27 protein-coding genes are annotated in these 26255 nt (G+C 66.1%); 16 read left to right on the top strand and 11 right to left on the bottom strand.

All coding sequences use genetic code 11. The annotated features are described in order from the left end of the window. Positions 1-106: 106 nt before the first annotated feature. The 6 genes from AC5Y49_RS08585 (at position 107) to AC5Y49_RS08560 (ending at position 5797) form a co-directional block, all read left to right on the top strand. Positions 107-577 (top strand): hypothetical protein, encoded by a 471-nt coding sequence (locus AC5Y49_RS08585; protein WP_499886350.1) that lies wholly within the window; start codon positions 107-109, stop codon positions 575-577. A 2-nt stretch (positions 578-579) separates the two neighbouring features. Further along, positions 580-1317: a gluconate 2-dehydrogenase subunit 3 family protein gene (locus AC5Y49_RS08580; RefSeq protein WP_499885910.1), complete on the top strand. Its 738-nt coding sequence runs from the start codon at positions 580-582 to the stop codon at positions 1315-1317. Next, the gene (locus AC5Y49_RS08575) at positions 1310-2998 is read left to right on the top strand and encodes a GMC family oxidoreductase (RefSeq protein WP_499885907.1); all 1689 of its coding nucleotides are present in this window, start codon (positions 1310-1312) and stop codon (positions 2996-2998) included. Before AC5Y49_RS08580 ends, AC5Y49_RS08575 begins: the two co-directional genes overlap by 8 nt. 10 nt (positions 2999-3008) lie before the next feature. Further along, complete coding sequence (locus AC5Y49_RS08570) at positions 3009-3812, top strand: enoyl-CoA hydratase/isomerase family protein (protein WP_499885905.1); 804 nt, start codon at positions 3009-3011, stop codon at positions 3810-3812. 180 nt (positions 3813-3992) lie between these two features. After that, the gene (locus AC5Y49_RS08565) at positions 3993-4529 is read left to right on the top strand and encodes a DUF3000 domain-containing protein (RefSeq protein WP_499886349.1); all 537 of its coding nucleotides are present in this window, start codon (positions 3993-3995) and stop codon (positions 4527-4529) included. Between the two features lie 2 nt (positions 4530-4531). Beyond that, positions 4532-5797 (top strand): HRDC domain-containing protein, encoded by a 1266-nt coding sequence (locus tag AC5Y49_RS08560; RefSeq protein ID WP_499885903.1) that lies wholly within the window; start codon positions 4532-4534, stop codon positions 5795-5797. Here the strand turns inward: AC5Y49_RS08560 and dxs are convergent. Further along, complete coding sequence (dxs, locus tag AC5Y49_RS08555; RefSeq protein ID WP_499885902.1) at positions 5794-7707, bottom strand: 1-deoxy-D-xylulose-5-phosphate synthase; 1914 nt, start codon at positions 7705-7707, stop codon at positions 5794-5796. The two genes, AC5Y49_RS08560 and dxs, sit on opposite strands and share 4 nt — an antisense overlap. Before the next feature lie 200 nt (positions 7708-7907). On the opposite strand from dxs, the gene AC5Y49_RS08550 reads away from it, so the two are divergent. The 6 genes from AC5Y49_RS08550 (at position 7908) to AC5Y49_RS08525 (ending at position 13943) form a co-directional block, all read left to right on the top strand. Then, positions 7908-8345 (top strand): CBS domain-containing protein, encoded by a 438-nt coding sequence (locus AC5Y49_RS08550; protein ID WP_499885900.1) that lies wholly within the window; start codon positions 7908-7910, stop codon positions 8343-8345. Positions 8346-8385: 40 nt separating this feature from the next. Continuing rightward, complete coding sequence (locus AC5Y49_RS08545; RefSeq protein ID WP_499885899.1) at positions 8386-9675, top strand: ArsB/NhaD family transporter; 1290 nt, start codon at positions 8386-8388, stop codon at positions 9673-9675. 38 nt (positions 9676-9713) lie between these two features. Continuing rightward, complete coding sequence (locus AC5Y49_RS08540) at positions 9714-9836, top strand: hypothetical protein (RefSeq protein WP_499885898.1); 123 nt, start codon at positions 9714-9716, stop codon at positions 9834-9836. Positions 9837-10740: 904 nt separating this feature from the next. Beyond that, positions 10741-11040, top strand: coding sequence for a PE family protein (locus AC5Y49_RS08535; protein ID WP_499885897.1), 300 nt, complete (start codon positions 10741-10743; stop codon positions 11038-11040). 14 nt (positions 11041-11054) lie between these two features. Further along, a complete protein-coding gene (locus AC5Y49_RS08530) occupies positions 11055-12356 on the top strand; it encodes a PPE family protein, SVP subgroup (protein ID WP_499885895.1) in 1302 nt (433 codons plus the stop codon). A 72-nt stretch (positions 12357-12428) separates the two neighbouring features. Then, complete coding sequence (locus AC5Y49_RS08525) at positions 12429-13943, top strand: DUF389 domain-containing protein (protein WP_499885894.1); 1515 nt, start codon at positions 12429-12431, stop codon at positions 13941-13943. Between the two features lie 104 nt (positions 13944-14047). Here the strand turns inward: AC5Y49_RS08525 and AC5Y49_RS08520 are convergent, their stop codons facing one another. Genes AC5Y49_RS08520 through AC5Y49_RS08505 form a run of 4 tightly spaced genes read right to left on the bottom strand, consistent with a single transcriptional unit; the run spans position 14048 to position 17954 of the window. Beyond that, complete coding sequence (locus tag AC5Y49_RS08520) at positions 14048-15550, bottom strand: FAD-dependent monooxygenase (protein WP_499885893.1); 1503 nt, start codon at positions 15548-15550, stop codon at positions 14048-14050. A 27-nt stretch (positions 15551-15577) separates the two neighbouring features. Continuing rightward, positions 15578-16342, bottom strand: coding sequence for an Rv2686c family ABC transporter permease subunit (locus tag AC5Y49_RS08515; protein ID WP_499885890.1), 765 nt, complete (start codon positions 16340-16342; stop codon positions 15578-15580). Further along, positions 16342-17052: a fluoroquinolone export ABC transporter permease subunit gene (locus AC5Y49_RS08510; RefSeq protein ID WP_499885889.1), complete on the bottom strand. Its 711-nt coding sequence runs from the start codon at positions 17050-17052 to the stop codon at positions 16342-16344. Before AC5Y49_RS08510 ends, AC5Y49_RS08515 begins: the two co-directional genes overlap by 1 nt. Next, a complete protein-coding gene (locus AC5Y49_RS08505; protein ID WP_499885888.1) occupies positions 17049-17954 on the bottom strand; it encodes an ABC transporter ATP-binding protein in 906 nt (301 codons plus the stop codon). The genes AC5Y49_RS08510 and AC5Y49_RS08505 overlap by 4 nt, the downstream gene beginning before the upstream one ends. Before the next feature lie 152 nt (positions 17955-18106). Here AC5Y49_RS08505 and AC5Y49_RS08500 point away from each other — a divergent pair, with 152 nt between their 5' ends. Next, the gene (locus AC5Y49_RS08500; RefSeq protein WP_499885886.1) at positions 18107-18556 is read left to right on the top strand and encodes a GbsR/MarR family transcriptional regulator; all 450 of its coding nucleotides are present in this window, start codon (positions 18107-18109) and stop codon (positions 18554-18556) included. On the opposite strand, the gene AC5Y49_RS08495 is transcribed toward AC5Y49_RS08500, so the two are convergent. Together AC5Y49_RS08495 and AC5Y49_RS08490 are read right to left on the bottom strand one after the other, a co-directional pair. Beyond that, positions 18553-19731 (bottom strand): class I SAM-dependent RNA methyltransferase, encoded by a 1179-nt coding sequence (locus AC5Y49_RS08495; RefSeq protein ID WP_499885885.1) that lies wholly within the window; start codon positions 19729-19731, stop codon positions 18553-18555. The two genes, AC5Y49_RS08500 and AC5Y49_RS08495, sit on opposite strands and share 4 nt — an antisense overlap. Further along, the gene (locus AC5Y49_RS08490) at positions 19728-21722 is read right to left on the bottom strand and encodes an APC family permease (protein ID WP_499885883.1); all 1995 of its coding nucleotides are present in this window, start codon (positions 21720-21722) and stop codon (positions 19728-19730) included. Before AC5Y49_RS08490 ends, AC5Y49_RS08495 begins: the two co-directional genes overlap by 4 nt. Before the next feature lie 77 nt (positions 21723-21799). On the opposite strand from AC5Y49_RS08490, the gene AC5Y49_RS08485 reads away from it, so the two are divergent. Then, entirely contained in the window at positions 21800-22465 is a 666-nt protein-coding gene (locus AC5Y49_RS08485) for a potassium channel family protein (protein WP_499885881.1), read from the top strand. Continuing rightward, entirely contained in the window at positions 22462-23124 is a 663-nt protein-coding gene (locus tag AC5Y49_RS08480; protein WP_499885878.1) for a potassium channel family protein, read from the top strand. Before AC5Y49_RS08485 ends, AC5Y49_RS08480 begins: the two co-directional genes overlap by 4 nt. Here the strand turns inward: AC5Y49_RS08480 and AC5Y49_RS08475 are convergent. Then, on the bottom strand, positions 23075-23743 hold the full coding sequence (locus AC5Y49_RS08475; RefSeq protein WP_499885876.1) for a DUF3159 domain-containing protein: 669 nt from the start codon (positions 23741-23743) through the stop codon (positions 23075-23077). The two genes, AC5Y49_RS08480 and AC5Y49_RS08475, sit on opposite strands and share 50 nt — an antisense overlap. Before the next feature lie 27 nt (positions 23744-23770). Beyond that, positions 23771-24142, bottom strand: coding sequence for an OB-fold nucleic acid binding domain-containing protein (locus tag AC5Y49_RS08470; RefSeq protein ID WP_499885874.1), 372 nt, complete (start codon positions 24140-24142; stop codon positions 23771-23773). A gap of 161 nt (positions 24143-24303) precedes the next feature. On the opposite strand from AC5Y49_RS08470, the gene AC5Y49_RS08465 reads away from it, so the two are divergent. Continuing rightward, positions 24304-25002, top strand: a complete 699-nt coding sequence (locus AC5Y49_RS08465) for an alpha/beta hydrolase (protein WP_499885873.1) — start codon at positions 24304-24306, stop codon at positions 25000-25002. Here the strand turns inward: AC5Y49_RS08465 and AC5Y49_RS08460 are convergent. Beyond that, positions 24999-25739, bottom strand: a complete 741-nt coding sequence (locus AC5Y49_RS08460) for a DUF3710 domain-containing protein (RefSeq protein ID WP_499885871.1) — start codon at positions 25737-25739, stop codon at positions 24999-25001. The two genes, AC5Y49_RS08465 and AC5Y49_RS08460, sit on opposite strands and share 4 nt — an antisense overlap. A gap of 48 nt (positions 25740-25787) precedes the next feature. Beyond that, entirely contained in the window at positions 25788-26252 is a 465-nt protein-coding gene (dut, locus tag AC5Y49_RS08455) for a dUTP diphosphatase (protein ID WP_499885869.1), read from the bottom strand. Positions 26253-26255: the final 3 nt, after the last annotated feature.

Here is a 26255-nt window from a genome sequence, read left to right as displayed (position 1 = left end):
CACGGCCGTTTTGGGGAATGCGGTCGGTGCGGCGGCGGCCCGCGCATTTGCGCGTGCCCATCCTCAGCCGCCCCGACGGCGTGAAAGGAGACGGTTGATGTTCCTGATGGACAAACCGGCCAAGGACACAAACCTGGTCGGCGAGGCCGAATACCTGATTGACCGGGTGTTGCGCAATATCGCACATGGCCGTTTCGAGCGGACGCTGTCGGGGCTGACCGCGTTCGCGGCGGTCGTGACGACCGCCGAGGTGTACTTCGAGCACTACCGGGCCAGCTTCGGCAACAAATGGATGTGGAGCCCGATCGTCGTGACGCCGCCGGTGGTGGTGGCCGGGGTGGCCGGGGTGTTCTCGAAGCACTGGGCCAAGCGGTGGCTGCCCGTCACCGCGGGGATCTACGCGGCGAACGGGCTGATGGGCCAGTATTTTCACGCCCGCGGCGTCGCGCGCCGGCCCGGTGGCTGGGGGCTGTACAACTACAACGTGCCGATGGGCCCGCCGATCGCCGCACCGGGACTGATGAGCATCGTCGGCGCGATGGGCATACTGGCGGCGATCATGCGGCGCGAGAAGTGAGCATGCGCGACATCGCCAGCGGTAAGCACCTGCCCAACCTGCGGCCCGACGGCAAGCCGCTGCACCCGTCGTGGCTGCCGCGCCAGCGCCGCGGCGTCACACCGCAGATGATCGGCCGCTACCCCGACTACGACGTGGTGTCCACCGCGGACACCTGGGACGAAGCCACCCGCAAAGTGGTGCTGGCCCGGCTGGATGAACCCGGACCGCTGCGGTTCTTCGAGCCTGCCGAGGAACCGACACTGCGGATGTTCTGCGACACCGTGCTGGCCCAAGACGGTGAGCCGCGGGTACCGGTGGCCGAGTTCGTCGACGCCAAGCTCGCCGACGGGCAACTGGACGGCTACCAATACGACGACATGCCCGACGACCGGGACACCTGGCGGCTGGTGCTGGCCGGCTTGGACGAGGCGGCCCGTGACGCCGGCGCGGACTCGTTTGCCGCCGCCGAGGCGACGACTCGCGAATCTGTCGTCCAGCGCTTCGCCGACACCCAGTTGTACGGCGGCAGTTGGGAGAAGTTGAACGTCTCCCGCGCGTGGTCGGTGGTGATGCGGATGGCGCTCTCGGCTTTCTACAGTCATCCGTGGGCGTGGAATGAGATCGGGTTCGGCGGGCCGGCCTATCCCCGCGGGTTCATGCGGCTCGGCGGGGTTGGCAGCCGGGAGCCGTACGAGAAGCCCGGCGCCACCGATGAGGACCCGGTCACGACTGTCGACGAGGACGACATCGATGGGTGACTTCTTGCGAGGCCTGCTCAAAGGCGCCCTCGGTCCGCCCGACAACGATTCTCGATTCCTGCTCGACGTGCACTCGCGTGACCTGCCCGGCAAAGCCACCATGCGCCGCTACCACGACGACGAAGAGGTCGACCTGGTGATCGTGGGGGCCGGCGCCGGGGGTTCGGTGCTCGCCCAGCGGTTGGCGCGCGCCGGCTGGCGAATCGTGATTCTGGAGGCCGGCCCGTTCTGGCATCCCGACGAGGACTGGGTATCCGACGAGGCCGGGTCGCATCAGCTGTATTGGACGCAGAAGCGGATCATCGGCGGCTCGGATCCGATCGAATTGGGCAAGAACAACTCCGGCCGCGGTGTGGGCGGCTCGATGGTGCACTACGCCGGCTACACACCGCGGTTCCATCCCAGCGACTTCGAAACGTTCACCCGGGACCGGGTCGGTGCCGACTGGCCGATCAGCTACGCCGATCTGCGACCACACTACGAGCGCCTGGAGCAGGAGTTGCCGGTCGCCGGCCAGGACTGGCCGTGGGGCGATCCGCACCGCTATCCCTTTGCCCCGCATCCAGTTTCGGGTGCGGCGATGAAACTGTGGGAAGGAGCGCTCAACCTCGGCATCGAGATGCGGGTCGGCCCGGTCGGCATCGTCAACGGCACCTTCGGCAACCGGCCGCACTGCATCTACCGTGGCTACTGCCTGCAGGGCTGCAAGGTCAACGCCAAGGCCAGCCCGTACGTCACACATCTGCCCGACGCGCTGGCCCACGGTGTCGAGGTCCGGGCCAATTGCATGGCATCGCGCGTCGAGCTCGACGAGGCTGGAAATGCCAGCGGCGTGACATATTTCGACGAAGACGGCAGCAGGGAGCGGTTTCAGCGGGCCAAAGTGGTTGCGGTGGCGTGCTACTCGATCGAAACCCCACGGCTACTGCTCAACTCGACCAGTCAGAAGTTCCCGAACGGATTGTGCAACAACAGCGACCAAGTCGGCCGCTACGTGATGGTGCAGGGTGCCTCGCAGACCGCGGGCCGCTGGCCTGACGAGCTGCGGATGTACAAGGCGCCGCCGCCGGAGGTGTCGTCCGAACAGTTCTACGAGACGGATCCGGATCGCGGCTTCGCGCGCGGGTTTTCCATCCAGACGGTGTCGCCACTGCCGATCGGGTGGGCCGAACACGTGCTGGCCGACGGGCACTGGGGTGCTGCGCTGCGCGAATACATGCGCGACTACAACCACTGGGCCACCATCGGCGTGCTCAACGAATTGCTTCCACACCCCGACAACCGGGTTACGCTCGCCGAGGAGACCGACCAGTACGGGATTCCGGTCGCCCGGTTCGACTACTCGCTGTCGGACAACGACAAGGACAACATGGAGTACTCCACCAACGTCATCACCAACATCCTGCACGCGGCCCGGGCCCAGGACGTGCTGACCATCCAGCGTTTCGCCCATCTGATCGGCGGCGCACGGATGGGCAGCGACCCCGACACCAGCGTCGTCAACTCCGATCAGCGAAGTTGGGCGGTGCCCAACCTGTTCTTGGCCGACGGTTCGGTGTGCCCCACTCAGGGCAGCGCCAACCCCGCGCTGACCATCATGGCGCTGGCCTCGCGGCTGGCCGAACGGATCGTCAGGGGCGACATCAAGGCCGACGTGGGGACCCGAGCCGTGCGTGCGTAACCTCGTCGGTATGCCAGTACAGCAACCTCCAGTCAACTACGACGAATTCCCAAGTCTGCGAATCGAACCCGGCGATGACGGCGTGCTGCAGGTGATTCTCGACGCTCCCGGACTGAACTCGGTGGGTCCGCAGATGCATCGCGATCTCGCCGAGATTTGGCCGGCCATCAATCGCGACCCCGACGTGCGGGTGGTCCTGGTCCGCGGCGAAGGTAAAGCGTTCTCCTCCGGCGGCAGCTTCGACCTGATCCAGGAGACCATGGGCGAGTTTCCCGACCGGATGCGCATCATGCGCGAGGCCCGCGACCTGGTACTCAACATGGTCAACCTCGACAAGCCGGTGGTCTCGGCGATTCACGGTGCGGCGGTCGGCGCCGGACTGGTGGTGGCACTGCTCGCCGACGTGTCGGTGGCGGGCCGCAACGCCAAGATCATCGACGGCCATACCAAGCTGGGCGTGGCCGCCGGTGATCACGCCGCGATCTGCTGGCCGTTGTTGGTCGGCATGGCCAAGGCCAAGTACTACCTGCTCACCTGCGAGCCGCTGACCGGCGAGGAAGCCGAGCGGATCGGACTGGTCTCGACCTGCGTTGACGATGACCAGGTGCTGGCCACCGCGACCCGCATCGCCGGCGACCTGGCGCAGGGCGCGCAATCGGCGATCCGGTTTACCAAACACAGCCTCAACCACTGGTACCGGATGTTCGCGCCGGCCTTCGAAACCTCGCTTGGCCTGGAATTTCTCGGCTTCAGCGGGCCGGACGTGGCCGAAGGTCTGGCCGCGCACCGCGAAAAGCGGCCGGCTCGCTTCTAGCCTTGCGTTGACTCTGCGCTGACCAGGCAGGCCACTCGCACTTTTGACTGGTACACGCAGAGTCAATGGCTGGCCCGGGCAGACCGCGGCGCGCCTGTTTCCACGGATCTGCGGATAGGTCTAGCGTCAGAGGTTGTGACTGCAGCCGAACCGGCCCCATTCCGCGAGGCGGTGACGGCGATGAACGCCGCGACCGTGCGGCCGGAGATCGAGCTGGGCCCGATCCGGCCGCCGCAGCGTCTCGCGCCCTACAGCTACGCGCTGGGCGCCGAGGTCAAGCATCCCGACGTCGCGATCGTCCCGGAGCGCTCCGAGGGTGACGCCTTCGGCCGGCTGATTCTGCTGTATGACCCTGATGGCGCCGACGCCTGGGACGGCACCATGCGGTTGGTCGCCTACATCCAGGCCGACCTGGACTCCAGCGAGGCCATCGACCCGTTGCTACCCGAAGTGGCGTGGAGTTGGCTGGTCGACGCCCTGGAGGCACGCGCCGAGGACGTCACGGCTCTCGGCGGCACCGTCACCGCCACCACGTCGGTGCGTTACGGCGATATCTCCGGACCGCCGCGCGCCCACCAGCTCGAACTGCGGGCCTCCTGGACCGCGATCACCCCCGACATCGGCACCCACGTCGAGGCGTTTTGCGAAGTCCTCGAGCACGCTGCAGGGCTTCCGCCGGTGGGGGTGACCGACCTCGGGTCGCGGTCCCGCGCCTAGAGATGTCCGACGCGCCGGTTCAACCCGAGAGCACGGAAGTCGAAGCCGACGTCACGCCGTTGCTGCATCCCGCCGAGGGGGTGCCGGACCTCTCGGCGACAGCGGACCAAATCACGGCCGCCGCGGAGCTGCTGGCCGGCGGGCACGGACCGTTCGCGGTGGACGCCGAGCGCGCGTCGGGATTCCGCTACTCAAATCGGGCCTACCTGATCCAAATCCGGCGCGTTGGCGCCGGCACCGTGCTCATCGACCCGGTAAGCCACGGCGGTGACCCGCTGACGGTGCTGCGACCGGTCGCCGAGGTGCTCGCCGACGATGAGTGGATCCTGCACGCCGCCGACCAGGATCTGCCCTGCCTGGCCGAGGTTGGCATGCGCCCACCGAGCCTGTACGACACCGAGTTGGCCGGCCGCCTGGCCGGCTTCGACCGGGTCAATCTGGCGGCGGAGGTGCAGCGGCTGTTGGGCTTGGGCTTGGTCAAAGGCCACGGCGCTGCCGACTGGTCCAAACGTCCGCTACCGGCGGCCTGGCTGAATTATGCGGCCCTCGACGTCGAGTTGCTCATCGAGTTGCGCCAGGCGATCGCCGGCGTGCTGGCAGAACAAGATAAAAGTTCTTGGGCGGCAGAGGAATTCGAATACTTACGGACATCCGCTGCCGAGCCGGCCCAGCCCACCCGGCGCGACCGGTGGCGACGCACGTCGGGGATCCACAAAGTGCGCAACCAACGCGGGCTGGCCGCTGTGCGGGAATTGTGGACAGCGCGCGACCGCATCGCCCAACGCCGCGACATCGCGCCAGGCCGGATCCTGCCCGATTCGGCGATCGTCGCGGCCGCCATCGCCGACCCGAAAACCGTCGACGACCTCGTCGATCTGCCCATATTCGGCGGGCGCAAGCAGCGCCGCAGTGCGGCAATGTGGTTCGCAGCGCTGGAGGCCGCCCGGCAGAATCGCGAGCCGGTCGAGGAAACCGAACCACCGAACGGCCCGCCGGCGCCGGCGCGCTGGTCTAGGCGCAGACCCGAAGCCGCCGCGCGGCTGGATGCCGCCCGCGCCGCGCTGACGAAAGTCGCGGAGCGGGTGGCGGTGCCGACGGAGAACCTGATCTCCCCCGACCTGGTGCGACGGCTGTGCTGGGACTGGGACGGCGCCGCCGACGCGGCGACGGCCATCGACGATTTTCTCCGTGCCGGCGGCGCCCGCGATTGGCAGCGTCAGCTAGTGGTGCCGGAGTTGGCCGCGGCATTGCAGCCGCCGCCCGGTTAGTCCAGGTGCTCGCGGATCTCGGCTTCGGTGACCGAGCTGCCCAACGCCGCAACCCAGCCGGTGATTTGGCGCGCCACGTCCTGATCGGTCAGGCCTACCTCGGCGAGGACCTCGCCGCGAGCGGCGTGGTCGAAGAATTGCTGCGGCAGCCCGACGTCGCGGCACGGCACGTCGATCTCCACGCGCCGCAACGCCGCCGAGATCGCCGAACCGACCCCGCCGGCCACGCCGTTGTCCTCCAGCGTGACGACGAGCTTGTGCGTCACCGCCAAGTCGCGCAGTGCATCAGAGACCGGCAGCACCCACCGCGGGTCGATCACCGTCACGCCGATGCCCTGGTTACGCAGCCGCTCGGCCACCGCCAACGACATCGACGCAAACGCTCCGACCGCCACCAGCAGCACGTCATGGTTCAGCCCCTCGGCCGGCAGCGCGAGCACATCGACGCCGGCGCGCCGCTCGACGGCCGGAATGTCTTCGCCCACATCCCCTTTGGGGAATCTGATCGCGGTGGGACCGTCGTCGACGTCGAGGGCTTCGCCGAGTTCTTCGCGCAGCCGGGCAGCGTCTCTGGGCGCGGCCACCCGCATACCGGGCACGATGCCCAGCATCGACAGGTCCCACATGCCGTTGTGGCTGGCGCCGTCGGGCCCGGTGATCCCGGCCCGGTCGAGCACCATGGTGACCGGCAGCTTGTGCAGCGCGACGTCCATCATGATCTGGTCGAACGCCCGGTTGAGGAACGTCGAGTAGATCGCCACGACCGGATGCAACCCGCCCATGGCCAGGCCGGCCGCCGACGTTATCGCGTGCTGCTCGGCGATTCCGACGTCGAACAACCGGTCGGGGAAGCGCTGCCCGAAGGCTGTCAGCCCGGTGGGGCCGGGCATCGCCGCGGTGATCGCGACCACGTCGCGGCGTTGGGCACCGAGCTGGATCAGCGCCTCGGAGAACGTTGCCGTCCAGCCCGGTCCCGGCACCTTCGTGGCCAGCCCGGTCGCCGGGTCGATCACCCCGCAGGAATGCATTTGTTCGGCCTCGTCGGCCTCAGCCGGGCCGTAGCCGTGTCCCTTGCCGGTCGCGACGTGCACGAGTACCGGGCCGCCGAACCCGCGGGCGCTGCGCAGCGCCGTCTCCACGGCGTGTTCGTCGTGGCCGTCGACCGGCCCGACATATTTCAGCCCGAGGTCGGTGAACAGCAGCTGCGGCGACAGCGCGTCCTTCACGCCGGCTTTGACGCTGTGCATGAAGTGGTAGACCAACTCACCGATAACCGGCATGCCGCGCACGGTGGCGCGCCCCCGGTTCAGCAATTGCTCATACTTCGGTTGCAGCCGCAGCGCGGCCAGGTGATTGGCGAGGCCGCCGAAGGTCGGAGCGTAGCTGCGGCCGTTGTCGTTGACGACCACGATCACCGGCCGGCGCGCGGCGGCGATATTGTTCAGCGCCTCCCAGCACATCCCGCCGGTGAGCGCGCCGTCGCCCACCACGGCCACGACATGCCGGTTGCGGTGCCCCGCCAACTCGAAGGCCTTGGCCAGCCCGTCGGCGTACGACAACGCGGCACTGGCATGGCTGGACTCCACCCAGTCGTGCTCGCTTTCGGCGCGGGACGGATAACCCGACAGCCCGCCCTTTTTGCGCAGCGTTTCGAAGTCGGCGGCGCGGCCGGTCAGCATCTTGTGCACGTAAGCCTGGTGACCGGTGTCGAACACGATCGGATCGTGCGGCGAGTCGAACACCCGGTGCAGCGCCAGCGTCAACTCGACGACGCCCAGGTTAGGCCCCAGATGCCCCCCGGTGGCCGCGACCTTGTGGATCAAAAACTCACGAATCTCGTGAGCCAGATCGCGCAATTCCAACTGGGAAAGGTGCTGCAGATCGGCGGGCCCGCGGATCTGTTCAAGCATCCCGCCATCCTACGCAGGCACGGGCCACGCGTCGCGTTGATGACATGGGGTGCCGCCGACGCTGATAGGGTCGGTTTTCGGTGAGCCGGGAAGCCTGGTCGGCGTTCGTGTCCTGCAACGTCTAGCGACCCGGGAGCGCGCCATCGCCATCATGGTCGGAGACCAAACAAGCCCGCCCGCAGCGGACGTATTGTCACCGTATGCACGCAGAGGACATCGCCGAGGACTTTCCGGTTGTGAGCATCGATGCCGACGCACTCGATGCCGCCCGCATGCTCGCCGAACACCGCTTGCCCGGGATTGTGGTCACGTCTGGAAAGTCGTACGCCGTCCTACCGGCATCCCAGGTCGTCCGCTTCATCGTTCCCCGCTACGTGCAAGACGATCCGTCGCTTGCCGGTGTACTCGACGAATCCATGGCCGACCGTGCCGCGGAAAAGTTGGGTGGCAAGACGGTGCGCGATGTGCTGCCGGATCACCTACGCAACGTACCGTCGGCCGACGCCGACGACACCATCATCGAGGTGGCCGCGGTGATGGCGCGGCTGAGAAGCCCGCTGATCGCGGTGGTCAAGGACGGCACCTTACACGGAGTGATCACCGCATCGCGCTTGCTGGCAGCGGCGCTGAAAACTTGATCCCGGCGACAGCGGCGCAACGTCGCCGGCGGGGTCGTCGATGAGCGTCGTCGCAATTGCGGTGTTCGTGGCCGCCTATGCGCTGATCGCCAGCGACCGCATCAACAAGACGCTGGTAGCGCTGGCGGGCGCAGCGATCGTGGTCTGCTTGCCGTTGATCAGGTCCGATGACGTCTTCTACTCCCATGAGACCGGAATCGATTGGGACGTCATCTTTCTGTTGCTCGGGATGATGATCATCGTCAGCGTGCTGCGCCAAACCGGTGTCTTCGAGTATCTCGCCATCTGGGCCGCCAAACGTGCCAACGGCTCCCCACTGCGCATCATGGTCCTGCTGGTGCTGATCACGGCGCTCGCCTCGGCCCTGTTGGACAACGTCACGACGGTCTTGCTGATCGCGCCGGTCACCTTATTGGTGTGCGATCGACTGGCGATCAACGCGGCCCCGTTTCTGATGGCGGAAGTATTCGCCTCCAATATCGGCGGCGCCTCGACGTTGGTCGGTGATCCGCCCAACATCATCATTGCCAGCCGCGCTGGATTGACGTTCAACGACTTCCTGGTGCACATGTTGCCGATCGTCCTCATCGTCATCGTCGTCTTTGTCGGGTTGTTGCCGTTGCTGTTCCGTGGGTCGTTCACGGTCGATCCGGAGCGGGTCGCCGATGTCATGTCACTGGAAGAGCGCGAGGCCATTCGCGATCACGGGCTGCTCATCAAGTGCGGGGTTGTCCTGGCACTGGTCTTCACGGCTTTCATCGCGCACTCGGCGCTGCACATGGAGCCTTCCGTCGTGGCGCTGCTGGGCGCCGGCATCCTGGTCGTGATCTCCAGGCTGGAGCGCTCCGACTATCTGTCCAGCGTGGAATGGGAAACGCTGTTGTTCTTCGCCGGCCTGTTCGTCATGGTCGGCGCCCTGGTGAAAACCGGTGTCGTGGAACAGCTCGCACGCTCCGCGACCACCGCAACCGGCGGCAACATGCTCGTCACCGCAATGCTGATCCTCGGTGTATCCGCACCGGTATCCGGCGTCATCGACAACATCCCCTACGTCGCGACCATGACCCCGATCGTCAGCGAGCTGGCGGCCACCATCCACGACCACGTCCACCCCGACGTGCTGTGGTGGGCGTTGGCCCTCGGTGCCGACTTCGGCGGCAACCTGACCGCCGTGGGAGCCAGCGCCAACGTCGTCATGCTCGGAATCGCTCGTCGCGCCGAGAGTCCCATCTCGTTTTGGGAATTCACCCGCAAAGGCACGGTGGTGACCATCGTGTCGATCGCGCTGTCCGCGGTCTATCTGTGGGTGCGCTACTTCGTTTTGGGCTAATAGTCCGATGCTTCGCAAAAGCGGCGAGTTCGATCCCGATGCAGGAGATAACTTTCATCGCCGCCCATCCGAATGCTGTGGTGGTGGAACTGGGTTGCGGACTGGAAACTCGGATGAACCTGGTTCCGTTGACCAACTCGGGCTGGCAAGGCAGCCCGTGATGAGCATGCCGAGGGCACGGACCGCGACTAGCAGGGACTCGCGCTTAGTACGCGACGAACCGGAAGAAGACGAGCGCGGGCACCGGAGTCCGCGGTAGCAGTGCGCCGTCGGCAGTATTGGATGGACCGGTTTGCCCGTCTCGATCGGCGGGTATGCCATCGGCTTTAGCGCTGCGACAATCGTGGCGGCGCGTCAGATGAGCGATAGTGGCATGGAGGCACGAAGTGCGGGGGACATCCGGCGAGGTACGGCGGATAACTGGTGCGCCGTGCTGCTGCCGTTACTCAACGCTCACGCCGTGGCACGGTGCGCGACAACATAACCGCGGCGTTGAGGCGTATTTGCAGCGCCGACAACATCGGCAATGGCGGAACCGCGGATCATAAGCTGCTGACGTTTGCGTCTGTACAAATGCGATGTCCAGGTGAACTCTTCAACATTCAGGTTGCTGGCTGAGCCTTGGCTGCCTGCGTCCGGGTGAGCGTGAAAATCCGGCAGCAGCGCTTCTCAGCAGAATCGGCTGAACCAATTCAATCCCGACTCGGATCGCGCAGTTGATGGAATGCAATTGGCTAGATTGCGCGGACTGGTTTCTCCGTCGCGTTACCAAATAGCCAGAGACCAGCATGGAAGTTTGCGGCCGCCGCATGCCTCGGCGCTCATTGACGGGCGCCACGTTGACCGGCGAGACACGCGCCAGTAACTCACCTAACTCACCGGGGGTTACCGAACATGGATTATGTGGCTCTACCGTCAGAGATCAATTCCAGCAGAATGTATGCCGATCCCGGGGCGTCGCCGGTGATGGCGGCCGCGGCTGCACCATTTTGCGTGCACTCCAGCGCACCTTCGTCTGAAGCCACCCAAAGGTGGTCCGACTGAATATAGAGAGGGGAAGTACAGATGTCCTTCTTAACCACACAGCCAGAACTGCTTACGGCTGCGGCCGGTGACTTGCAGGGTATCGGTTCTGCAGTGAGCGCAGGAAATGCGGCGGCAGCGCCACCGACGACTGGAGTAATTCCCGCCGCCGCAGACGAGGTATCAGCGCTGACCGCAGCACAATTCGCTGCGCAGGCCCAGATGTACCAGGCGATCAGCGCGCAGGCTGCGGCTATCCACGAGCAGTTTGTCACCACGTTGCAAACCAGCGCCGGTTCCTATGCAGCCACCGAGGCGGCCAATGCCGTCTCAGCAAGCTGAGGAGTTGTCAAGCAATGGAATTCGCGCTGCTGCCACCGGAAGTCAACTCCGCCAGGATGTATTCCGGTCCCGGCTCGGCACCGATGCTCGCCGCCGCAACTGCCTGGAACGGTCTGGCTGCCGACTTGGGCACGGCGGCCGCATCCTACGAATCGCTGATCGCTCAACTAACCGGCAGCTGGCTGGGGCCGGCGTCGACGTCAATGGCGTTCGCCGCCACCCCTTATGCGGCGTGGATGCACGCGGCCGCCGCCCAGGCCGAGCAGACCGCTGCGCAGGCGAGCGCCGCCGCGGCCGCCTATGAGGCCGCGTTCGCGATGACGGTGCCGCCACCGGCCGTCGCGGCCAATCGTGCCCAGCTGGCTGCGTTGGTGGCGACCAACTTCTTGGGTCAAAACACCGCGGCGATCGCGGCCACCGAGGCTCACTACGCCCAGATGTGGGCCCAGGATGCCACCGCCATGTACGGGTACGCCGGCAGTTCGGCCGCGGCCGCGACGCTGGCACCGTTCACGCCGCCGGGACAGACCACCAATCCAGCCGGCATGTCCGACCAAGCAGCAGCGTTAGCGCAGGCCATCGGCACCGCAGCCGGCACCCGCGCCCAAACCGCGATCTCGGCAGTGCCGCAAGCGCTGCAAAGCCTGACGTCGCCCGCGGCGGGGCTGCCGGCATTAGGCGCCGCGGCGCCAACCGCCTCGGCTGCTCCAATTGGCGCGCTGGCGCCGGCGTTGAGCGCCAGTCCGGCCTTGACCGTGGCGCTGGCAGGCCTGGGTGCCGACCTATTCGGCTCGTTCGTCATTGATTCGGCCGGTTCGTTCGGTGTGGATGTGGCCGGCGTAGGTGTTGCGCTCCAGGCCGCCGAGATAGAGACGGGCGGCGTCTACCCAGGATTGGGCTTAGGTGGTGTGCCCGTGGCGGCAGGTATGGGTCAAGCCAACTCAGTCGGCGGATTGTCGGTGCCGCAATCCTGGACCACTGCTGCCCCGCCGGCGATTCGGCAAGTCGCCATGGTGTCGCCGGGCTCCAGCGCTGCTGCCGCGGCAGCCGTCGCGGCCGGCGAATCGGAAATCCCCTACGCGGAGATGGCTGCGGCGGGGATGGCCGGACGCGCCCTTGGCAGTACCGCCGGTCTGCGCCGCGGGCAGCCGGCCGTATCGACGGGGCGGAAGCGCACGGAGTTGGCGCCGAGACCACTCACCGGGCCAGTGACGGGAATCGCCGCCGAGCTGCGCGAACTCGCCGACCTCCGCGACTCCGGGATACTGACCGAGGAGGAATTCACTCAACAAAAGCAACGCCTTCTCGAGCCGTAAAACTCGCAGCGCCCGTCATCGCGCTTGCACGTGGCGATTCGGGATGGCGCTGGGGCGCGAGGGGGAAACGACATGCTGACCGCGCTGAAGAGTCGCGTGGTGTCGACCGTGACGTGGCCGCTGAATCGGTTACCGATCGAAGACCGCGATTCGGTGATGGTCGCCCTGATGGTGGCCCCGTCGGGTGCAGCAGTTTCGCGATTCGCGGTGCTGATGTTTCTCTCGAGCCTGGTGGCGGCGATCGGGCTGCTACAGAATTCCGCGGCGGTCGTGATCGGCGCAATGATGATTGCACCGCTGATGGCACCGATCATGGGGATTGCCGCTTGTCTGGTCATGGGATGGGCGCAGCGGTTTGTGAGCGCTCTGATGCTGGTATCGGTCTCTGCGGCGTGCGCCGTCGCCGTGGGATGGCTCTTCGCAACACTGCTGCCCCCAGCCGGGACCGGGCTGCCTGCCCAAGTAGTTGCCCGGTCCAGCCCAGATATACGTGACCTATTGGTTGCGCTCGGGGCTGGCGCCGCCGGAGCGATCGCTACCGTACACAAACAGATTTCCGCAGCGCTGCCCGGCGTCGCAGTCGCTGTCGCGGTCGTCCCGCCTCTGGCGGCAGCCGGTGTGCTCCTGGGTCGGGGGCAGCCAGAGTTGGCTCGGGGCGCCGCGTTGTTGTTTCTGACGAATCTGATCGGCATCGTGTTGATGGCGGCTGTGGTATTCCTGCTGACTGGCTTGGTTCCCGGAGACATGTTGCGGACCCGTCGCGGCCAGATTCTTACTTCTCTGGCTGTGGCGGCCATTTGCGTATTGGCACTCGCATTGATCCTCACGCCGCGCTATCTCGCCATCACGCGCCAAGCCCACGAACTCAAAGTAGCCACCCAGACAATCACAGATCTTCTCGACTCCGGTAGCAGACTTACCCGTATCACAGCCGCTGACAACGCGATTCGCGCCGACATCGCGGGCCCCACGTCGCCCCCACCGGTGCAGAATGTGGCGGCCACTCTCGGTCGCGCATTGGGCCATCCGGTTACGGTGCAGTTGGGCTGGATACCCATGCGGGATCCTGAGGACGACCAGCCCGACATGCCGCAACTGCCGCTGATCGAGCTAAGCCCCGTGGTCGAGAAGTGGCTGGCCGGGCAATCATTGAGCCTCAACGGACTCAGCTATCAGTCCGGGACGCTGGTTGTTTCCGCGGCCGGACCACATCCGCCAAAAAATTCCGAAGACCTGACCGCGCTGCTCAACGCACGGTTCACCTACCGCATTCCGGTCAGCCTCGCCTGGACACGCACCCGCGGAGCCATCGAACCCAATGGCAGCGAAACTGCACTTGCCACCGCGCGTGGCACCGCCGCCAAATGGGCATCGTCCAGACCGGACAGCGCGATCTTGAGTATTACCGGATCGGCTACGGCGATCACTGTCACCTTGATTGGGCAAACCGAACCGGATGTCGGCGCACTGCAAGCTGACCTGCAGACCGCGCTGCCGCAGACCACCATCACCATTCAGTGGGTATCCGGCGGCCTGTTGGTCATTGCCACGCCCGCATCGACGCCTACACCGACACCGCCGCGGTAACTACCTGCGTACGAGACGCATGCTGCCGCAATGCGAATGCTTTTCTGAGAACTTGCCGCAGGCCCGAAATTTGGGCGCTACCGCTGGTGCACTGCGTTACGGGGTTATCGGGCTCGTCCAGTCTCCAACGCGTTGGCCAGCCATCGGTCGAGACTAAGCACGTCGTCGGGATCACCCCGCCACCCCAGGTGCGCGTCCGGCCGAACCAGCATCGCTTCCTTGCCGTCGTAGCGCAGCACACTCAGATGACCGCCGAGTCGTTTCTGAACACTTTCGGCGCCCCCCACATCGCCGTCGCGCGGCGCGAGCAACGCCCAACGACCGCCCAGTTCGGCGTGCAGGCGCGACACTGCGCCGTCCTCGCGGATGCACGGCAGATCACTGATCCGATCACCCGGACGCGGCTTTCGGCCTCGCCCGCCGAGCGGTCCTTTGCGGTAACTCACCCACAGCTGTGACGCCGAGTAGGTCGCCCAACGCTGCACCACCGCCAAACCGACCAACCGCACCACGATCCGATCTCGCACAAACCGACCAATCGGGTTACTCAGCACGTTGACGCGGGTCATCGCGCTGGTGCCGCGCAGCACCTCCATCGCCAGCGGGCGGCGCTCGGCCTCATAGCTATCGAGCAGTCGATCAGCCGCACAACCACTGACCACCAACGCAAGCTTCCACGCCAGGTTTTCCGCATCCCCGACACCGGTGAGCATTCCCTGCCCGCCGAAGGGAGCATGCGCGTGCGCCGCGTCGCCGGCGATCACAATCCGGCCCCGACGGTAGGTATCGGCGAGGCGCCGGTGCACCGAAAACTGGGAAAGCCACACCGCATCCCCGATCCGCACTGGGCGCTGGGTCCGCTCCGGCAGGATCTGCTCGAGACGGTCGAGAATCTGGTGCTCGCTTGGCTTTTCGTCACCTCCCGGGTCGTAGGCGATTACCCGCCACAAGTCGTTGCGCCCATCCGGGTCGGGCATCGGCATCACGCCGATCATCCCCGCCGGGTGAATCCAACCGGTCGTCCCGCCACGGTCCATGTCCCAATCAAGGTGCACGTCGGCCAGCAGAAAACGCTCGCTGAGCTGCACGCCCGGAAAGCCAATACCCGCCAGTGCGCGAGTGGTGCTGCCGGTGCCGTCACAGCCCACGACCCATTGCGTCCGCACGCTCTGATCGGCACCCAGCACCGCAGTGACGCCCTCGTCGTCCGGCGTCACAGCACGCAACGGCCGGCCCCATTCCACAACACCGCCAAGCTCGGCCAACCGATCGCCCAGTGCCGCCTCGACCTTGGCCTGCGACACCAGCATTGGCGGCGCGGCCGTGCGCAGCCCTGGATCACCGAACTGCAGCTTCATGACCGGTTGGTCGCCGAGATAGGTCGTAATCCGCATCGCTCGTAGCGACTCATCAGGCAACGTCCCCAACGCACCCACCCGGTCGAGCACCTCCGAACCGCGCGCGTGCAGAAAGTTGGCCCGCGACGTCACTGCCGGACCCGACGCGCGATCGACGACACGCACTGAGACGCCGTGCAATAACAATCCGCACGCCAACGTCAGGCCGGTAGGGCCCGCGCCCACCACAACGACATCGACAGTGTCCACACGCCTCAAGGTACGGACCACTGGCGGTCAGCCGCCGTCAGCACTCTTGCCGAGAGCGGTCTTGGCGAGGAAGCGGCGGAACAACGGCCAGGCGATCGCCAGGTTGTACCCGACGCCGCCCAGCAGGTACGGCCACCACGTGCCCTGGTCGCTGGCCACCCAGAACGCCTTGGCGGCCCAGTAGGGCGGCAATACCCCGAACGCCAGATTCCAATTGGAATCGATGAACCACGGCAGGCAGGGCAGCCCGGCGATCAGCATGCCCAGGGCGCGGACGGCCGCCAGGCCCTGAATCTTGTTGCTGGCCACGGCCAGTATCAGCAGCAGCGTCACCACTGCGGAGAGCCCGGCCAGCAGCCCGATCGGGATCAACGCCCCGACCAGGCCGGGCTGCAGGATTCCGCTGAACGACATCGTCGCGATCACGTAGACCGTGGTCACTGCGATCACCGTGGCCGCCCGGTAGCCGAAGAAGACCGACAGCGGAACCGGCGTCACCCGCAACGCGACCAGTGTGCCGGCGTCGACCTCATCCAACACGAGGAACGCTGCCAACGCACCTGCGATGATGATGCTGGTCAGCAGCAGGAACCCGGTCAGAATCAACGGGTAGTACGGCACCAGATCGAACCCGTTGCGGTGCGCCAACATCCTGGTGAACCGCGGCGTGAGCAGCGCGACGCCACTGGTCCAGATCACCGGCGCGGCCACGATCATCACCAGCAGCGGGTCGCGGTAGGAACCTCGAATATCATTGCGGCCGAATGCGGTCAGCACTCGCACACCCGACATCACAGACCTCCCGATCGTGCGATGATGTAGCGGTCGAACATCGCCTTCGCCGTCCAACACAACCCCGCCACGCACACCACCGGATACAGCACCGCATACCCGAGCTGCCACGGTTCCAACGCAACCTGCTCGAACGCGGCGCCGAACAGCAGCAACGGCCCGTGCGTCGGGATGATGTAGAGCAGCGGATTCGGCAACACACCCGAATAATTCAGCACCGGCAACGTCATCACCGCGAGCGGGATCGTCGCCGCCAGAAACCAGTCGCTGATCGACGCGAACGGCAGCGAGGTGATGAACCCCACCAGCAGCATCAACAGTGTCCCGAGCACAACCCCGACCAGCACTGGCATCACGGCGTACGCCAAACCGCGCGTCACCGTCGCCACCACCACCGCCACGAACAACGAGATCAACACCAGCAGCGCCAGTTTCGCGGATAAATACTCCCAGAACCGCAACGGGGTGGAGATGACCGCGCCGAGTGTGCGTTCCTGCTTCTCGAAGAACACGGTGCCCGCGATGAAGAAGAACCCGATGATCGAGATATCACCTACCAACACGTAGGGTTCGGCGACCGGACGCAGGCCGGCCGGCATCGGTAGCAGCACGGCCAGCCAGATCACCCCGGAGAAAACGGCGGCGTGCAGAAACTTTTGCCGCACTTGCAGTGTCAGTTCCAGCCGCAGCGCGCTCACCAATCGGGTCACGACAACTGCCGTCCGGTGGTCTCCACGAAGACGTCATCGAGGGTGGCTTCCTTGCTGTGGATGGTCTCGACGTGGTGGTCACGCAGCACGGCGTGAAATGCGGGATCGTCCGCCAGCCCGTCCAGGGGAAAATCGGCAGTGTCGAGTCGACCGTTCTCGCCGCGGTACTCCACGCGGACCAGCCGTTGACTGCGGGCGATTTTCAGCTCGGTCGGGGTGTCCAGGGCGACGATCCTGCCGTCGACCACGAAGGCGACCCGGTCGCACAGTTCGTTGGCGGTGGCCATGTCGTGGGTGGTGAGAAAGACCGTGCGACCGCGGGCCTTGAGGTCTAGCACCATGTTCTTGACGTTGCGTGCGTTCACCGGGTCCAGTCCCGAGGTTGGCTCGTCGAGGAACAGCAGTTCCGGGTCGTTGATCAGCGCCCGCGCGAACGTCAGCCGCATCTGCATGCCCTTGGAGTATTTGCTGACGCGGGTATTGGCATCGTCGGTCAGACCCACGGCGTCCAGCAGCGTCATCGGATCCAGGGTCGCGACGTCATACAGCGACGCGAAGAAGCGCAGGTTCTCCAGGCCGCTCAGTTTCTGATAGTGGTTGGGCAGCTCGAACGAGACCCCGACGCGCTGGTAGTAGTCGGATCCCCACGCCAGCGGATCCCTCCCCCAGACTGAGACCTCGCCACCGTGACCACGCAATAAGCCAATCAGGATCTTCTGGGTGGTCGATTTGCCCGCTCCGCTGGGGCCCAGGAACCCGAAGATCTCGCCCCGGCCCACCGCGAACTCCATGCCGCGGATCGCGGGCCCGGGCGATTTGGGATAGCGGAAAGTGAGGTCGCGGACGCGGATCACCTCGGTAATTACTGCTGCGGATGCCGCGACGGTCGAGGCGTTCTGCATGGAAATCGCCCAATCCCTTTCGGGTCGAGCGCGGTGCGCCGATGGACGTACCGCACAGTCGGATATCACATTTGCCGACCAGACTTCCCGGCACGCCGTGGTTCACTATACTGAATATTCAGAAATCTTTGAAGTCTCTGTAGGGAGTTGGCGTGGCCTCAGACCAACAGCACGCGGCCGAGCAGCTCGCTGTGATCCTCACCAGCCACGGGCTGCAACGGATGACCGCTCGAGTGCTGGCCACCCTGTTGTTCACCGAGCAGCCCACCATGACGATGGGTGAGCTGGCCGACCAGCTGCAGGCCAGTTCCGGTGCGATCTCCGGCGCCGTCAAAATGCTCACGTCCGTCGGGCTAGCCGAGCGGGTGCCGGCGCCGGCCAGCCGCCGCGACCATTTCCGGCTACGCGACGACGCCTGGGCGGTGCTGTTCACCAATCAGAACGCCGTCATCTCCGCCATGCAGACGGCAGCCGAGGCCGGTATCGCGACCACCGGACCGAACAGCCCGGCGCGGCACCGCCTCACGCAGATGCACGACTTCTACGACTTCCTGCTCACCGAACTCCCTGCGGTGTTGGAACGTTGGCATCAGAGCGGCTAGCGGGTCAGCAGCGCGGCGCACTCCACGTGGTGGGTCAGCGGGAACGAGTCGAACACCCGGATTTTCTCGACGACGTAGCCATGGCCGCGGTACAGGCCGATGTCACGCGCGAAAGACGCTGCCTCGCAGCCGATATGCACCACTCGAGGCACATCGGCAGCGGCCAGCAGGCCGATGACGTCGCGGCCCGCGCCGGCGGGCGGCGGATCCAGCACCGCTACGTCGGCGCGCGTACGTTGCGCGGTCAGCGCCCGGCGCACCGAATCGTTGACCACACTCACGTGGGGCAGGTCGGACAACGCGGCTCGAGCTGCGCGCGACGCCGCGCGGGAGGTGTCGACGCTCACCACCCGCCCGAACTCACCCACCGCCTCCCCCAGCGCCGCCGCGAAAACCCCTGCGCCGCCGTAGAGATCCCATGCGGTCTGGCCGGCGCCGGCCTGCGCCCAATCGCTGACCAACGAGCTGTAGAACCGCGCCGCGTCTCGGTGGGCCTGCCAGAACGCCGTCACCGGCACCTTCCAGCTGCGCTCACCGGCCCGCTGCACGGCCTGATAGCTGCCCTCGACCACATCGGTCGCGGTGCGTCGGCCTTGCCGCGCGGTGCACACCACATGACGCTGCGCGTCGTCGTCAACGGCCACATACAGTTGCGCGTCCGGCGGCCAACTCGCAGCGGCCAGCCCGTCAACCATCCCGGCAATCAGCTGCGCGCAACGAATATCGGTGATCAACTCGTCGCTGCGGTAACGATGAAAGCCGGCGCGGCCGTCGGCGTCCACCGCCAGCCGGACCCTGGTGCGCCACCCCGTCGGACCCGCCGCGGAAAGCGGTTCGGCCACACCGCACCATTGCTGATCGCCCAGGCGCGCCAGCTGATTGCTCACCACCTCGCCCTTGAGTGCCCGCGCCATCTCCGGTTCGGCGAATGCCAAGTCGCAACAACCGGACCCGTCGACTCCGGCGATCGGACACAAGGACGCGATCCGGTAATCCGACGACTCAATCACCTCGATGGTCTCGGCGTGCCAGTAGGAACCCCGGTCCGCGGTGACCCGCACCCGTACTCGTTCACCGGGCAGCGCATAGCGGACGAACACCACTCGACCGTCATGCCGGGCCACACAGCTGCCTCCATTCGCCGGCGCACCGACCGTCAGCGTGAGCTCGGTCAATCGAAGATTCCCCGCCGAGCGTCTCCGGGAGCGATGTGGGGCTGCAGCGTCTTGAGGCGTTCCGACGAAGACAGTTGCCATGGAACGGAAGTCACCATCACGCCCGGCATGAACAGCAACCGTCCCTTGAGCCGCAACGCACTCTGGTTGTGCAGCACCTGTTCCCACCAGCGGCCCACGACATATTCCGGAATGAACACGGTCACCACGGTGCGCGGCGACTCCTTGCTGACCCGCTTGACGTACTCGAGCACCGGGCGGGTGACCTCGCGGTAGGGCGAGGCGATGACCTTGAGCGGCACGCTGATGTCGCTGTCTTCCCATTTGCTCACCAGCTCGCGTGTTTCGCCGTCGTCGACGCTGACCGTGACGGCCTCCAAAACGTCGGGACGGGTGGCCCGGGCATAGGCCAGTGCCCGCAAGGTCGGCAGGTGCAATTTCGACACCAGCACCAGGGCGTGGTTGCGGCTGGGCAACACCACACCCTCGTTCTCGGCGGCTTGCTGCTGCAGTTCCCGGCTGACCGCGTCGTAATGCTTGCGGATCAACTTCATGACAAGGAACAGCGATGTCATCGCGACGACAGCAATCCAGGCGCCGGCGGCGAACTTGGTGACCACCACGACACACAGCACCGTTCCGGTGGAAACCAGACCGATCGTGTTGACCACCCGTGAGCGCATCATCTTGCGCCGTGCCGCCAGATCGGTTTCGGTGCGCAGCAGCCGCGTCCAGTGCCGCACCATGCCGATCTGGCTGAGCGTGAATGACCAGAACACCCCGACGATGTAGAGCTGGATCAGGGCAGTCACCTGGGCGCGGAACAGGATGATCGCGGCCAAAGCCGCCGCGGACAAGAACAAAATGCCGTTGGAGAAGGCCAATCGGTCACCGCGGGTGTGCAGTTGGCGCGGCAGATAGCTGTGCTGCGCGAGAACCGAACCCAACACCGGAAAGCCATTGAATGCGGTATTGGCCGCCAGCACCAGAATGAGTGCGGTCACCACGGTGATGAGCCAAAACCCGACCTCAAAGCTGCCGAACACCGCTTGAGCAATCTGGGCGACAAGAGTTTTCTGCTGGTAATCCGCAGGGGTGCCGATCAGCTGACGCGCGGGATCGTCGACGATCTTGACCCCGGTCTTCTCGGCCAACAGGACGATGCCCATCAGCAGGCTCACCGCGATCATGCCCAGCATCAGCAGAGTCGTTGCAGCGTTGCGCGACTTGGGCTTCCGGAATGCCGGCACGCCGTTGCTGATCGCCTCCACACCGGTCAAGGCCGCACACCCTGAGGAAAATGACCGGGCCACCAGGAAAACCAGTGCGAATCCGACGATCTGACCGTGTTCGGCCCGCATGTCGAAACCGGCTGATTCGGCCTGTAGCGGGTCGCCGAGCACGTAGATCCGGAACAGACCCCAGACCAGCATGATGCCCAGGCCGACGATGAACGCGTAGGTGGGAACGGCGAACGCCACCCCGGACTCGCGGACGCCACGCAGGTTCATCGCCATCACCAACAGAATCGCGATGACGCAGAACAGCACTTTGTGCTTGGCGATGAACGGAATGGCCGATCCGATGTTCGACATGGCTGATGCTGTCGAAACAGCAACGGTCAGAACGTAATCCACCATCAGCGCGGCGGCTACGGTCAGACCCGCATGCTCACCGAGGTTGGTGGTGACGACTTCGTAGTCGCCGCCACCGGATGGGTAGGCATGCACATTCTGCCGGTAGCTGGCCACCACGATCAACATGACCGCGGCCACCGCCAACCCGATCCACGGCGTCAGCGAGTACGCGGCCAGGCCGGCCACCGAAAGCATGAGAAATACTTCCTCAGGGGCGTAAGCCACCGAGGACAGCGCATCCGAGGCGAACACCGGCAGCGCGACCCGCTTCGGCAACAGGGTATGGCTCAGCCGGTCGCTGCGAAACGGCCGACCCAACACCAACCGGCGCGCCGCCGTCGAAAGTTTGGACACGAGAGCCAAGAGTAAGCCCACCCGCGATTGGCGGTAGCGTTCCGTAGACGAGCAGAACGCAGCCGAAAGGACCTCAGGTGCGGGTAGTGGTGATGGGGTGCGGCCGGGTCGGGTCTTCGGTGGCCGACGGCCTGTCCCGGATCGGCCACGATGTCGCGGTCATCGACCGCGACGGGACTGCCTTCAACCGGCTCAGCCCGGATTTCGCCGGCGACCGGGTGTTAGGCCTGGGCTTCGACCGCGATGTGCTGTTGCGGGCGGGCATCGAGGAGACCGATGCCTTCGCCGCGGTGTCGTCCGGCGACAACTCCAACATCATCTCGGCGCGGCTGGCCCGGGAAACCTTCGGCGTGCAGCGTGTGGTGGCACGGATCTACGACGCCAAACGCGCCGCGGTCTATGAGCGGCTTGGCATCCCCACCATCGCCACCGTGCCGTGGACTACCGATCGCCTTCTCAACGCGCTGACTCGGGAGTCTGAAACCAGCAAGTGGCGCGATCCGACCGGCACGGTCGCCGTCGTCGAAGTGGTGCTGCATGAGGACTGGGTGGGACATCGGCTGACCGATCTGGAAACAGCGACCGGAGCCCGGGTGGCGTTTTTGATCCGGTTCGGCAGCGGGCTGCTACCCGAACCGAAGACGGTCATTCAGGCCGGCGATCAGGTCTACGTCGCCGCGATATCCGGCCGCGCTGCTGAGGCGGTGGCCATTGCCGCTCTGCCGCCGAGCGAAGAGTTATGAAGGTCGCGATTGCCGGCGCCGGCGCGGTGGGCCGCTCGATCGCGCGGGAACTCATCGAAAGTGGCCACGAAGTGAGCCTGATCGAGCGTAACCCCGAACACCTCGATGTCGATGCCATCCCGGCAGCGCACTGGCGGCTGGGCGATGCTTGCGAGTTGAGCTTGCTGGAATCGATCCACCTCGAGGACTTCGACGTCGTCATCGCCGCTACCGGTGATGACAAGGCCAACGTGGTCCTCAGCCTGTTGGCCAAAACCGAGTTCGCGGTACCTCGGGTGGTGGCCAGGGTCAACGATCCCCGCAACGAATGGCTTTTCACCGACGCCTGGGGCGTCGACGTCGCCGTATCCACCCCGCGGATGCTGGCCTCCCTGGTCGAAGAGGCCGTCGCCGTCGGAGATCTGGTGCGGCTGATGGAGTTCCGCAAGGGCCAGGCCAACCTCGTCGAGATCACGCTGCCCGACGACACGCCATGGGGCGGTAAGCCGGTACGCAAGCTGGAGCTGCCGCGTGATGCGGCGCTGGTGACGATCCTGCGCGGGCCGCGGGTCATCGTGCCGCAGGGCGACGAACCGCTGGAGGGCGGCGACGAGTTGCTCTTCGTCGCCGTTACTGAGGTGGAGGCGGAGCTGCGCCAGCTGCTTCTGCCGGCACGCTGACCAGGACCGGACTCGATGCACGCTGCGCTGCTTTGATCGCCAGATAGGTCACCAGGGCGGCCGCGGCGGTCAGCGGCAAACCCATTGCGATCCGCGCAACACCCAACCAGCCCGTCTGGTCGGCGTCGTAGAGCAACCGCTGCACCACAAACCGGGCCCCGAAGACCAGCACCCAGGTCAAAGTCGCGAGGTCGAAGGCGTAGACAGCGCGACGCACGTCACGCCAGCTGCGGTCGTCGCCGGCCCACCAGCTCCACAAGTAGCCCACCACGGGCCGGCGGATCAGCACCGACACCGCGAAGACCGTCGCCCACACCAGCGACACCCAGATGCCCAGCAGGAAATATCCCTTGGACTCTCCGAGCGCGTAGGCGATCACCGCACAGAAGGCAACGCCGATGAATCCGGATACCGCCGGTCTGGTGGACTCCCCCCGGGTCAGGCGCCACAGCAGAATGAGTACCGCCACGCCGAGCGCCGCGCCGGTAGCGCCCACCAACCCCGCCACCCCGTTCGCGACGACGAACACCACGACCGGCAGCGAAGAGTAGACCATTCCGCTCACACCGCCCAGGTGTGCCATCACCCGTTCGGCGGCGCCGGTGCGGTCATCTGCCATGGTCATTCCCGCCCGTCAGGATTCATCTCACCGCTGAATTTCGTAATGCGGGTTGTAAATCGCCTTGGTGCCGTTATCCAGCTTGCCCAGCCGACCCCGCACTCGCAGCATGCGGCCCAAGTCGATGCCCGGAATACGACGCTGCCCCAGCCACACCAGCGTCACGGTGTCGGTGCCGTCGAACAACTCGGCACGAACCCCACCGGCGCAGCCCTTGGCGTTGGCTTCCACGCTGCGCAGCGTCCCCACCATCGTCACCTCCTGACCACGGCGGCAGTCGATCGCGCGCTGCGCGCCGGTGTTGGTTGCCTCGTCGGACAACTCCTCAACATCGCGCTGCTCGGGGTCCTCCGTCAAACGACGAGTGAGCCGGCGCAGATAACCTTCGCGGGTCGCCATCACCTCTCCTGATCACTTCGGCCGATCCCACTGGAACCAATCCACTGTGGTGGTCGAACCCATATATGCCAACGGACACCGTAGACCCGTTGGTTCCCCAACGCCATGTATCTCTTGGGGTGTCGGAGGGATACCCCGCGAATGCCAGGCAGTATCAAGCTGTGACCGTCGACTTGAGTGGTGTTTCCGCCGTCATACTGCCCGGCACGGGCTCCGACGACGACTACATCCGGCGGGCCTTCGGTGACCCGTTGCGGGCGGCCGGCGCGCTGATTGTGGCACCGCCTCCGCGGCCGGGCGGCTTGGTGCGCGGCTATCTCGCCGCCCTGGACGACGCGGCGCGCGGCGGGCCGATCGCCGTTGGCGGTGTTTCGATCGGCGCCGCCGTGGCCGCCGCATGGGCACTGGGGCATCCCGATCGCGCGGTAGCGGTGCTGGCCGCGCTGCCCGCCTGGGCGGGTGCGCCCGACGACGCGCCGGCCGCCCACGCGGCGCGCCATTCCGCGGCGCAACTCCGTCGCGAGGGACTGGCCGCGACGACGGCGCAGATGCGGGAGTCCAGCCCGCCGTGGCTGGGCGACGAGCTGGCCCGCTCATGGCGGGGGCAGTGGCCACAACTCCCCGACGCCATGGACGAGGCAGCGGCCTACATCGCACCAACCTGTACAGAGCTCGCGGATCTGGGAGTCCCCTTGGCAGTGGCGGCCGCCACCGACGACCCGATCCATCCGGTCGAGGTCGGCGTGCAATGGGCGTCTGCCGCGCCGCGAGCCGCCTTGCGCAGCGTGACGCTGGATCAGATCGGCGCCGACCCGGCTGCGCTGGGCGTCGCATGTTTGGCGGCGCTGGGCGCCGTTTAGCCTCCGGTGCTGGTGCTGCGCAATTGCTGCATGGCCGACCCCTGGGCGCTGCGCCGAGCGGCCGGTTCGGGGTCACCCTGCTGCGCAGCCGCTTGTTGGGCGGCGGCCTCCCGCAGCTGCGCTGCCATCGGCTCGGGCAACTCCACCGCCAGCGGCGTCCGCACCGGTAGTGGTGTATCGCCGCGACGGACTACGGTGTCCGCCAGCGCTTCCCGGGCTTCCTCGGTGAGCGCGTTGATGGTCTCGTGTGTTCCGTTGACCACGCAACGGATCATCCAGCGGTAGCCGTCGACTCCGATGAAACGCACCTCGCCGGCCGCACTGCCGACAACTTCCCGGCCCCACGGACCGTCCTGGATGGTCACTTTCGCGCCGTCTTTGCGCAGTGAATCAGCGAGTTCGGTGGCCACTTCCCGCCACAATCCGGCCGTCTTCGGCGCCGCATATGCCGCGATGGTGAACCGGCCATTGACCGTGACCACCCACACCGCACTCGGGACGCCGGTATCGGTGAGTTCGACTTGCAGCTGACCGTCCCCGGGCATCGGGATCAGCACTGAGCCGAGGTCCAGGCGGGCCACTTCGGCGGCCGCCGGATCATCGAAATCCTCGATGTCGAACGGGCCGTCGAGTTCGACGTCGGATTCGGCTTCGGCTGTCGGCTCCGGGTTCTGCACTGGGACCGCCACCTCCGTCTCGGCCGAGTCGTCTTGGGGTTTGCTTTTACCGAATGCCATTACAAGCGCCGCTCCTCCTCATCGCTACGCTCTGCATCGTCGCCGGCGTCACAAACTCGCGTGTCCGCCGGAGGAGCCGTGACCGCCGTCGCCACGAGATGTGCCCGCCAGGCCGGCCTCGTCAAACGACGCCACTTCCATCAGCTCGACCAACTCCACCCTTTGCACCAGCAGTTGGGCGATGCGATCGCCGCGGTGCACCAGGATCGATGCCGCAGGATCGAGATTGATCAACGCGACCTTGATCTCCCCGCGGTAGCCGGCGTCGATGGTCCCGGGACTGTTGACGATCGAAAGCCCCGCTCGCGCAGCTAATCCGGAGCGCGGATGCACCAGCCCGACCATTCCCAGCGGGATGGCCACCGCAATGCCGGTGCGCACCAGGGCACGGTGACCGGGCGCCAGTTCGATGTCTTCGGCGCTGTAGAGGTCGACGCCGGCGTCCCCCTCGTGGGCGCGACTAGGCAGTGGAAGTCCCGGATCGAGGCGGACGATCGCCAGACTGGTCGACACGGG

The sequence above is a fragment of the Mycobacterium sp. NGS62 genome, from assembly GCF_059812285.1.
This window is presented reverse-complemented; position numbering and strand designations above follow the sequence as displayed.